The sequence below is a fragment of the Streptomyces sp. LS1784 genome (assembly GCF_020103755.1).
GTDB lineage: Bacteria > Actinomycetota > Actinomycetes > Streptomycetales > Streptomycetaceae > Kitasatospora.
Genome location: NZ_JAHSQD010000313.1, coordinates 1 through 9706 on the forward strand (window position 1 = coordinate 1; position 9706 = coordinate 9706).

Annotated in this window: 7 protein-coding genes and 2 tRNA genes; 5 read left to right on the forward strand and 4 right to left on the reverse strand. The window is 72.6% G+C overall.

Features of this window, described 5'->3' with window-relative positions:
- The first annotated feature begins 185 nt into the window (after positions 1–185).
- Positions 186–259 (forward strand) — tRNA-Lys (locus tag KS423_RS28640).
- Between the two features lie 141 nt (positions 260–400).
- Here the strand turns inward: KS423_RS28640 and pgi are convergent.
- Both pgi and KS423_RS28650 read right to left on the reverse strand, forming a co-directional pair.
- Positions 401–2062: a glucose-6-phosphate isomerase gene (gene pgi, locus KS423_RS28645; protein ID WP_224282671.1), complete on the reverse strand. Its 1662-nt coding sequence runs from the start codon at positions 2060–2062 to the stop codon at positions 401–403.
- 189 nt (positions 2063–2251) lie between these two features.
- Positions 2252–3835 carry a Na+/H+ antiporter gene (locus tag KS423_RS28650; protein WP_224282672.1) on the reverse strand — a complete coding sequence of 528 codons (1584 nt, stop codon included), beginning with the start codon at positions 3833–3835 and terminating at the stop codon, positions 2252–2254.
- 160 nt (positions 3836–3995) lie between these two features.
- Here KS423_RS28650 and KS423_RS28655 point away from each other — a divergent pair, with 160 nt between their 5' ends.
- The 4 genes from KS423_RS28655 to KS423_RS28670 all read left to right on the forward strand — a co-directional run bounded on the left by KS423_RS28655 (position 3996) and on the right by KS423_RS28670 (position 6781).
- On the forward strand, positions 3996–4904 hold the full coding sequence (locus tag KS423_RS28655) for an NADP-dependent oxidoreductase (RefSeq protein ID WP_224282673.1): 909 nt from the start codon (positions 3996–3998) through the stop codon (positions 4902–4904).
- Positions 4905–4977: 73 nt separating this feature from the next.
- Positions 4978–5051: transfer RNA gene (locus KS423_RS28660), tRNA-Lys, on the forward strand.
- A gap of 129 nt (positions 5052–5180) precedes the next feature.
- A complete protein-coding gene (locus tag KS423_RS28665; protein WP_224282674.1) occupies positions 5181–6152 on the forward strand; it encodes a GlxA family transcriptional regulator in 972 nt (323 codons plus the stop codon).
- Positions 6152–6781 carry a DJ-1/PfpI family protein gene (locus KS423_RS28670; RefSeq protein WP_224282675.1) on the forward strand — a complete coding sequence of 210 codons (630 nt, stop codon included), beginning with the start codon at positions 6152–6154 and terminating at the stop codon, positions 6779–6781. Before KS423_RS28665 ends, KS423_RS28670 begins: the two co-directional genes overlap by 1 nt.
- A 42-nt stretch (positions 6782–6823) precedes the next feature.
- Here the strand turns inward: KS423_RS28670 and KS423_RS28675 are convergent, their stop codons facing one another.
- Entirely contained in the window at positions 6824–8011 is a 1188-nt protein-coding gene (locus KS423_RS28675) for an MFS transporter (protein ID WP_224282676.1), read from the reverse strand.
- Positions 8012–8073: 62 nt separating this feature from the next.
- Complete coding sequence (locus KS423_RS28680) at positions 8074–9666, reverse strand: chitinase (protein ID WP_374120043.1); 1593 nt, start codon at positions 9664–9666, stop codon at positions 8074–8076.
- Between the last annotated feature and the right edge of the window lie 40 nt (positions 9667–9706).

Genomic DNA, 9706 nt, shown 5'->3' on the forward strand with positions numbered 1-9706 from the left:
GAACAGCGGGAGCCCCGGCTGCCCGGCGCCGCGGTGGTGCTGTGGGCCTGCGTCCGGGCGGCGCGCGAGCCGGGCGCGCCGGTTCCCGCCGGGGCGGCCGTCGTGACCGGGGGGTGAACGCGGGACGACCGGTATTCGATTTTGGCTCGGCCGCACGGCGCTGCTAGAGTCTTCTCTGTCAGCAGGCGCCGCTAGCTCAGTTGGTTAGAGCAGCTGACTCTTAATCAGCGGGTCCGGGGTTCGAGTCCCTGGCGGCGCACAGACAGCCGGAAGGCCCTTCGCGAGAGCGAAGGGCCTTCCGACGTTTCCGGACCGACCTGCCGATACACCGGTGACCGATGCCGGTGACCGCGGCGCCGGTGACCGGGCCGCCCGCCGGAGCGGACGGCCCGATCCGGGCTCAGCGGCCGCGCAGCGCGCGGTAGCGGGCGACCAGCTCGGCCGTGGAACTGTCCAGCTGCTCGGCGCCCTCGCCGGTGAGCAGCACCGGCTCGATCCGCTTGGCGAGCACCTTGCCCAGCTCCACGCCCCACTGGTCGAAGGAGTCGATGTTCCAGACCGCACCCTGGACGAACACCTTGTGCTCGTAGAGCGCGACCAGCTGGCCGAGCACCGAGGGGGTGAGCTCGCCGGCCAGGATCGTGGTGGTCGGGTGGTTGCCCTTGAAGGTCTTGTGCGGGACGAGCTCGGCGGGCACGCCCTCGGCCGCGACCTCCTCCGGGGTCTTGCCGAAGGCCAGCGCCTGGGTCTGGGCGAAGAAGTTGGCCAGCAGCAGGTCGTGCTGGGCGACCAGGCCGGGGAGCAGGTCGGCGACCGGCTTGGCGAAGCCGATGAAGTCGGCCGGGATGACCTTGGTGCCCTGGTGCAGCAGCTGGTAGTAGGCGTGCTGGCCGTTGGTGCCGGGGGTGCCCCAGACCACCGGGCCGGTCTGCCAGTCCACCGGGGTGCCGTCGCGGGTCACCGACTTGCCGTTGGACTCCATGTCCAGCTGCTGGAGGTAGGCGGTGAACTTGGACAGGTAGTGCGAGTAGGGCAGCACCGCGTGCGCCTGGGCGTCGAAGAACGCGCCGTACCAGACGCCGAGCAGGCCGAGCAGCAGCGGGACGTTCTGCTCCGCCGGTGCGGTGCGGAAGTGCTCGTCGACCAGGTGGAATCCGTCCAGCATCTCGCGGAAGGCGTCCGGGCCGATGGCGATCATCAGCGAGAGGCCGATCGCCGAGTCGTAGGAGTAGCGGCCGCCCACCCAGTCCCAGAACTCGAACATGTTGGCGGTGTCGATGCCGAAGTCCTGCACGCCCTGGGCGTTGGTGGACAGCGCGACGAAGTGCTTGGCCACCGCGTCGGTGTCGGCGCGCAGCCCGGTGAGCAGCCAGTTGCGCGCGGAGACCGCGTTGGTGATGGTCTCGATGGTGGTGAAGGTCTTCGAGGCGACGATGAACAGCGTCTCGGCCGGGTCGAGGTCGCGGACGGCCTCGTGCAGGTCGGCGCCGTCCACGTTGGAGACGAAGCGGACGTCGAGGTCGCGCTTGGCGTACGAGCGGAGCACCTCGTAGGCCATCGCCGGGCCGAGGTCGGAGCCGCCGATGCCGATGTTGACGACGGTGCGGATCGGCTTGCCGGTGTGCCCCTTCCACTCGCCGCTGCGGACCCGGTCGGCGAAGGCGGCCATCTTGTCGAGGACGGCGTGCACCGCGGGCACCACGTTCTCGCCGTCGACCTCGATCACGGCGCCGCGCGGGGCGCGCAGCGCGGTGTGCAGGACCGCCCGCTGCTCGGTGTTGTTGATCTTCTCGCCGCGGAACATCGCGTCCCGCAGTTCGGCGACGCCGGTGGCGGCGGCCAGTTCGCGCAGCAGCTCCAGCGTCTCGTCGGTGACCAGCTGCTTGGCGTAGTCCACGTGCAGGTCGCCGACCTGGAGGGTGTAGCGGCGGCCGCGCTCCGGGTCGGCGGCGAACAGCTCACGCAGGTGGGTGTCACCCAGTTCGGCCCGGTGCTTGGCCAGGGCGGCCCACTGCGGGGTGCGGTCGAGCGGGGTGCGGGCGTCGGCGCGGGTCTCCGACATCGGTGGGTCCTCGATTCGTCTGTGTGCAGAAACCGGCAGGGCCAGGCGTGCGGGCCGGGTGGCAACGGTCTGTGCGAGGTCGTGCGGGTCCTGATGGTGCGCCGACTCCGTTGACGGCCTGCCCGGGTTCAGCCTATGCAACCCCGGAGCCGGTCGCGCACATTCCGCCCTGCGGGCGCGGACAGCCCGTCACTTCCGTTCGGAGCGCAGGTCGAGTCCGCGCAGCACGTGGTCGACCAGTTCCGGATCGGCGCCGGGCTCGCTGCGGGCGGAGAGCATCTCGCGGCGGGAGGCGGCGATCATCTCCTGCTCGACGTCCCGGGCGGCCCGCCACTGGGCCATCCGCAGCTTGGCCTCGGCGGCCTCCTCCTCGGCGTAGTTCTCCGGGCAGAGCCGGGCCAGCCGGTCGTGCTGGCGGTCCCGCAGGCGGTCGGCGACCTCGACGGGCAGCCGGTCCTGCTCCTCCAGCTCGCCGAGCCGCTTGAGCCCGGCCTTGGCGGCCCGCCACCAGAGCTGTCGCACGGCCTGCTCGTGCTTGTCCTGGTCGATGTCGAGTTCGAGCCGCTTGGCCAGCCAGGGCAGGGTGAGGCCCTGCACCAGCAGGGTGAACAGCACCACGCTGAAGGCGATGAAGACCAGCCGGCCGCGCTCGGGGAAGTCCTCGCCGGAGTGCAGGGTGAGCGGGATGGCGAGCGCCAGGGCGACGGTGGCCACGCCGCGCATCCCGGACCACCAGAGGATCACGCTCTCCTTCCAGCTGAACGGCGTGTCCTCGTCGTCGCCGGAGCGCAGTTTCTTCGACAGCCATCCGGCCGGCAGCAGCCAGAGCAGCCGGACCAGCACGACCACCGCGATGACCACGGCGGCGTCGCCGATGAAGCCGGTCCAGCCGCGGCCGGCCTCCTTGAGCACGGTGGCCAGCTCCAGGCCGATCAGGCCGAAGGCGACACCGGTGATCAGGATCTCGACCACCTCCCAGAAGGCGTTGCCGACCAGCCGGTAGGAGACGGCGTCGGCGTCGGAGGCCCGTTCGGCGAGGTAGAGCGCGCAGACCACGACGGCGAGCACACCGGAGCCGTGGATCTCCTCCGCCAGGGTGTAGGCGGCGAACGGCACCAGCAGGTTGAGCGCGACCTGCTGGGTCGGGTCGTCCAGGCGCTCGGCGAGCTTGGTGTTGACCCAGCCGAGCGCGACGCCGACCACCACGGCCAGCACCGCGGACAGCACGAAGCGCAGTACCGCGTCACCGACCGAGAAGTCGCCGCTGACCATGGCCTCGATGGACAGCGAGTAGATGACGATCGCGGTGACGTCGTTGAACAACCCCTCGCTCTCCAGGATCGCCACCAGGCGGCGGGGCAGCCCGACGCTGCCGGCCACCGCGACGGCGGCGACCGGGTCGGGCGGGGAGACCAGCGCGCCGACCGCGATCGCGGCGGCCAGCGGCAGGGTGGGCAGCAGCCAGTGCACGGTGCCGGCCACGGCGACCGTGGTGACCGCCACCAGGGCGACGGCCAGCAGCAGGATCGAGCGGGCGTTGGCCTTGAAGTAGCGCACCGAGGAGCGCCGGGCCACCGCGAAGATCAGCGGCGGCAGGACCAGCGGCAGGATCAGCTCCGGCTCGACGGTGACGTCCGGGATCTGCGGGACGAGCGCCATGACGATGCCGAGCAGGGTCATCAGCACCGGTTGGGGGACTCCGGTCCTGCGGCCGAGCGGCATGGTCACCACGGAGGCGAGCAGCACCAGGAAGAACAGGGGCAGCTGGCCCACGGGGAGGTTCCTCTCGACGACGGACGGCTGAGCGCCGTCCAGGATAAATCTGACAATGCGCCCATCAGTGTCGACACACTGAACAACGGCTTGACCTCAAGCGCACTTCAGGCCTGAGGATCGTCGTCATCGGAAGGGTCGAGAAGGGGCGGGACAAGGCATGAAAGCGGTCACCGTGACGGGGTCCGGCGGTCCGGAGGTCCTGCGGGTCACCGAGGTGCCCGACCCGGAGCCCGGGCCGGGTGAGGTGCGGGTACGGGTGTACGCGGCCGGGGTGCAGCCGGTGGACCTCGCGATCCGCGAGGGCTTCCGCCCGCCGGGGACGGCGGTCGAGCCGCCGTTCGTCCTCGGCAACGAGTTCGCCGGGGTGGTGGACGCCCTCGGCCCGGACGCCGACGGCTGGCGGGTCGGGGACGAGGTGCTGGGCTTCCGGGTGCTGGGCTGCCAGGCCGACCGGGTCACCGTGGACGCCGGCCGGCTGGTGGCCAAGCCCGCCGGGATGCCGTGGGAGCAGGCCGGCTCGCTCTCCGCGTCCGGCCAGACCGCGCACCTGGCGCTCACCGGGCTCGGCGTGGGCGCGGGTGACACCGTGCTGGTGCACGGCGCCGCGGGCGGGGTCGGCACGGTCGCCGTCCAGCTGGCCCGGGCCTGGGGTGCCACGGTGGTCGGCACCGCGAGCGAACGCAACCACGGGTACCTGCGGGAGCTGGGCGCGGCACCGGTGACGTACGGCGAGGGACTGGTCGAGCGGGTCCGGGCGGTGGCCCCGCAGGGGGTGACCGCGGCCTTCGACGCCGCCGGTCGGGGCGCCCTGGAGGCCTCCGTCGAGCTGGTCGCCGACCGGAACCGGATCGGCACCGTGGTCGACTACCCGGGCGCCGAGCGACTGGGCGTCCGGGGGCTGCGGGGCGAGCGGACGGCCGGGCGGCTGGCCGAGCTGGTGAAGCTGTGGGAGGCCGGCGGGCTGCGGCTGGAGGTCGAGGAGTCGTTCCCGATGGAGCGGGTCGCCGAGGCCCACCGGCTGGTCGGCGCCGGGCACGTCCGGGGCAAGGTGGTGCTGACCATGTGAGCCTGCCGGACTCCCACCTCCGGCCGATTGTGAGTTTCGGCAGCTGACCAGGTAATGTTCTCCACGTCAGCAGGCGCCGCTAGCTCAGTTGGTTAGAGCAGCTGACTCTTAATCAGCGGGTCCGGGGTTCGAGTCCCTGGCGGCGCACAGACAGCCGGAAGGCCCTTCGCGAAAGCGGGGGGCCTTCCGGCGTTCTGCCGTACGCCCGCAGGGCGTGGCAGGAAAGGTGGGAAACAGGTCATTGCTGCCGTCACGACCCGCTGACAGGCTGGCAGCATGAGAGCGCGCAGCGTGGTCATCGTCCTCTTCGAGGGCGTGCAGAGCCTCGATGTGACCGGGCCCCTGGAGGTGTTCGCGGGGGCGGCCAACGCCTGCGGCCGGCCGGAGGCGTACCGGGTGGCCACCGCCTCCTCCGGCGGCGGCCCGGTGCGCACCCACAGTGGCCTGCGACTGCTGCCGGACGCGGACCTGGCCGAGGTCGGGCCGGTGCACACCCTGCTGGTTCCCGGCGGGAAGGGCACCGAGCACCCGGACCCTGCGCTGGTGGCGCGGATCCGGGAGCTGGCCGGACGGGCCGAGCGGGTGGTGTCGGTGTGCACCGGGGCCTTCCTGCTCGCCGAGGCCGGACTGCTGGCCGGGCGCCGGGCGACCACCCACTGGGCCTACTGCGAGGAGCTGGGCCGGCGGTTCCCGGACGTCGAGGTGCACCCGGACCCGATCCACGTCCGGGACGGGCACATCGCCACCTCGGCCGGGGTCACCGCCGGGATCGACCTGGCGCTCGCCCTGGTCGAGGAGGACCTCGGACGGGACACCGCGCTGCTGGTCGCCCGGCACCTGGTGGTCTTCCTGCGCCGGCCGGGCAACCAAGCCCAGTTCAGCACCCAGCTGGCCGCCCAGGTGGCGGCCCGGCAACCGCTGCGCGAGGTGCAGCGGTGGATCGCCGAGCACCCGGAGGCCGACCTGTCCGTCGAGGCGCTGGCCGACCGGTCGGCACTGTCGCCGCGGCACTTCGCCCGTGCCTTCGCCGCCGAGGTGGGGGTGACCCCGGGCCGGTACGTGGACGGGGTCCGGCTGGAGGCCGCACGGCGGCTGTTGGAGGACACCGACGACGGCGTCGAGGAGATCGCGCGCTCCTGCGGCTACGGCACCCCGGAGGCGATGCGGCGCGCCTTCGTCCGGGCCCTGGCCGCCCCGCCCGCCGAGTACCGACGCCGCTTCCGACCCAGTACCGATGGAGGTCACTGATGCGCATCGCCATCCTGCTCTACCCCGAGTTCACCACCCTGGACGCGGTCGGCCCGTACGAGGTGCTGGCCCGGATCCCGGGCGCCGAGGTCGTGTTCACCGCCGCCGAGCGGGGGCCGGTGCGCAACGACCTCGGCAGCCTGGCGATCACCGCGGACGCCACCCTGGACGAGGTGGACTCGGCCGACCTGCTGCTGGTGCCCGGCGGGCCCGGCACGCAGGCCCAGCTCGCGAACGAGGCGCTGCTCGACTGGCTGCGCCGGGTGGATGCGACCACCACCTGGACCACCTCGGTCTGCTCGGGCTCGCTGCTGCTGGGCGCCGCCGGGCTGCTCAAGGGCCGTCGGGCCACCACGCACTGGGGCGTTCTGGACCGGCTGCCCGCGTACGGGGCGGAACCGACCGGGACGGAGCGGGTCGTCATCGACGGCAAGTACGCCATCGCCGCCGGGGTCTCGGCCGGGATCGACCTCGCCCTGACGCTGGCCGGCGTGATCAGCGGGGACACGACCGCGCAGGCGATCCAGCTGCTGATCGAGTACGACCCGCAGCCGCCGTACGCCTCGGGTTCCATGGCGAAGGCGTCTCCCGAGGTGGTCGAGGCGGTGAACCGGCTGATGGCGGGCTAGGTCCTCGGTCCCGCGCCTGCGGGCCGGCGCCGGGGCACTGCGTCAGCGCCGGGACGGGAAGGCGTGGCGGCGGGCGGCGGTGGTCACGGCGAGGACGGGGAGCATCAGCGCGAGCACCGTCCAGGGCAGGGCGCCGGTCCCCAGTCCGCTCAGGACCAGGCCGCCGACCACGCCGCCGCCCGCCATCGCGGCGTTCCACAGGGTCACCAGTACGGCCTGGGCGGCGTCCGCCCGCTCCCCGCCCGCGTCGCCCAGGGCGGTCTGGAGCAGGGTCGGGGCGCCGCCCCAGCCCAGGCCCCAGAACATCGCCGCGACGTACACCAGCGGCGTACTGCCGGACCACACCGCGAGGACGGCCGCCGTCAGGGCGACCAGCAGCGCGCCGCCGATCGTCAACTGCCGCAGCCGGCGGTGGATGTGGGCGCCGATCAGCCAGACGGCCGGCAGCGAGGCCAGCCCGAAGACCAGCAGTACGGTGCCGGTGGCGTCGCCGAGGCCGGCCTGGTCCAGGAAGGGCGCGATGTAGGTGAACAGGATGGTGTGCGCGAGCACGTAGAGCACCGTCACGGTGAGCACCGGCCGTACGCCGGGCACGGTGATCGCGTGCCGGACCGGCACCCGCTCGCCGGCCGGTTGTCCGGGCTGCTCCGGCAACAGCGCCGCGATCCAGCCGATCACGCCGACCGCCAGTGCCGTCATGGCCAGGAAGGGCACCCACCAGGCGAGCACCTGCCCAAGGAAGGTGCCGACCGGCACTCCCAGCGACAGCGCCACCGGCACGCCCGCCATCGCCACGGCCATGGCCCGGCCCTGCTGCCGGACCGGCACCAGCCGGCGCGCGTACCCCGCCAGCAGGGCCCAGGCGAGGCCGGCCGCGACGCCCGCGAGGAAGCGGGCGGCCAGCGTGAGCGGGTAGCTGGTGGAGGCCGCGGTGACGGTGTTGGCCACCGCGAAGCCCGCCATCGCGGTGAGCAGCAGCCGCTTGCGGCCCCAGCCGGCGGTGGCCCCGGTGAGCGGGATCGCGGTGACGGCGGAGCCGATCGCGTAGACGGTGACGGTCTGCCCGGCCGCGGACTCGCTGACCCCGAGCGCCTCGCTCATCCCGGGCAGCACGCCGGCGGGCAGGTTCTCGGTGAGGCCGGTGACGAAGACGGCGGTGGCCAGGGCCAGCAGGGCGGGGAGCGGAAAGGGCTTGTGGGACACCGGGGTCGTGCGCTGTGTGGTCGCCATGGGGACCATGCTTGGACCTCACACCGGTGTCAGGTTCAAGCATGGCCCCGAAGGCCGTCAGGTCAGCGGCCGAAGTAGCCGGTGAAGTTCCTGGAGAACTCCTGGCCGCCGAACCGGTCCCAGTTGATCGACCAGGTCATCAGCCCGCGAAGGTTCGGCTGCGCGCCCGAACGCGGCACGTAGGAACCGCAGTTGGCCAGCCTGGTGAGGCAGTCGAGCGCCTTGTTCACCTCGGCCGGGGCGACGTAGCCGTTGCCCGCGCTGGTGGTGGCCGGCATGCCGATGGCGACCTTGGAGGCGGGCAGCGCCGGGAACACGTTGTTCGCGTTGCCCGCCACCGGGAAGCCCTTGAGCAGCATGTCGGTCATCGCGACGTGGAAGTCGGCGCCGCCCATCGAGTGGTACTGGTTGTCCAGGCCCATGATGGAGCCGGAGTTGTAGTCCTGGACGTGCAGCAGGGTGAGGTCGTCGCGCAGCGCGTGGATGACCGGCAGGTACGCCCCGGCGCGCGGGTCCTGGCCGCCCCAGGGGCCCGATCCGTAGTACTGGTAGCCGAGTTGGACGAAGAAGGTCTCCGGCGCCATGGTCAGCACGAAGCCCGGGCCGTACTTGGCCTTGAGGGTCTTCAGTGCGGAGATCAGGTTGACGATGACCGGGCTGGTCGGGTTCCTGAAGTCGGTGTCACCGGTGTCGAGGGAGAGCGAGTGCCCCTCGAAGTCGATGTCCAGGCCGTCCAGGCCCCACGTGTCGATGATCGCCGAGACCGAGCGGACGAAGGCGTCCCGGGCGGCGGTGCCGGTCAGCTGGACCTGGCCGTTCTGGCCGCCGATCGAGATCAGCACCTTCTTGCCCTGGGCCCGCTTGGCGGCGATGGCGGCCTTGAACTCGTCGTCCGACTCGACGCTCGGGCACTCGGTGGCCGGGCAGCGGTTGAAGCGGATGTCGCCGGAGGTGACGGACGTGGGCTCGCCGAAGGAGAGGTTGATGAAGTCCCAGGAGTTCGGGACGTCGGCCATCCGGGTGTAGCCGGCGCCGTTGGCGAAGCTCGCGTGCAGGTAGCCGACCAGGGCGTGGCTGCCGGCCGGCGGGTTGGTGGGCGTCCCGGTGGGCGTGCCCGTCGGGGTGCCGGTGGGCGTCCCGGTGGGCGTACCCGTCGGGGTCGCGGTCGGCGAAGCGGTGACGGTGGGAGTGGAAGTCGGAGTGGGGCTGGGGGCGCCCGGACCGTCCAGCGAGATGTCGTCCGCGTAGTAGGTGCCCTGGCCGTACCAGCCGTGGGTGTAGACGGTGGCGCTGGTCTGGTTGGCGCCGGTGGTGAAGCCGAGGCTGAGCTTCTGGTACGAGCCGCCGGTGCCCGGCGTCCAGGTGCTCGGGCCGCCGCCGTCCACGCCCAGGTAGACGTACGAGCCGTTGACGAAGGCGCTGAGCGTGTAGGTGGTGTTCGGGGCGACGGTGACGGTCTGGCTGCACTGGGCGGTGTCGCCGGCCGTGGCGGCCGCGGCGAGCGCGCGGCTGCCGCTGTGCACCGGGCTGGTGACGACGCTGCCGGAGTTGCCGGTGCAGCTCCAGGGGCCGAGCGAGCCGGACTCGAAGCCGCCGTTGGCCAGGAACTCACCGGCCGAGGCGGCGGGTGCCAGGCCCAGCGCGAGGCCGGCCAGGGCGGCCGCGGCGACGGCGGAGGCGGTACCGGCGGCGACG

What these genes read in the sequence shown, in the direction of transcription:
- KS423_RS28675 (WP_224282676.1), bottom strand. Translation starts at nt 8,011, where the DNA reads ATGGCGACCACACAGCGCACGACCCCGGTGTCCCACAAGCCCTTTCCG.
- KS423_RS28670 (WP_224282675.1), top strand. Translation starts at nt 6,152, where the DNA reads ATGCGCATCGCCATCCTGCTCTACCCCGAGTTCACCACCCTGGACGCG.
- pgi (WP_224282671.1), bottom strand. Translation starts at nt 2,062, where the DNA reads ATGTCGGAGACCCGCGCCGACGCCCGCACCCCGCTCGACCGCACCCCG.
- KS423_RS28655 (WP_224282673.1), top strand. Translation starts at nt 3,996, where the DNA reads ATGAAAGCGGTCACCGTGACGGGGTCCGGCGGTCCGGAGGTCCTGCGG.
- KS423_RS28665 (WP_224282674.1), top strand. Translation starts at nt 5,181, where the DNA reads ATGAGAGCGCGCAGCGTGGTCATCGTCCTCTTCGAGGGCGTGCAGAGC.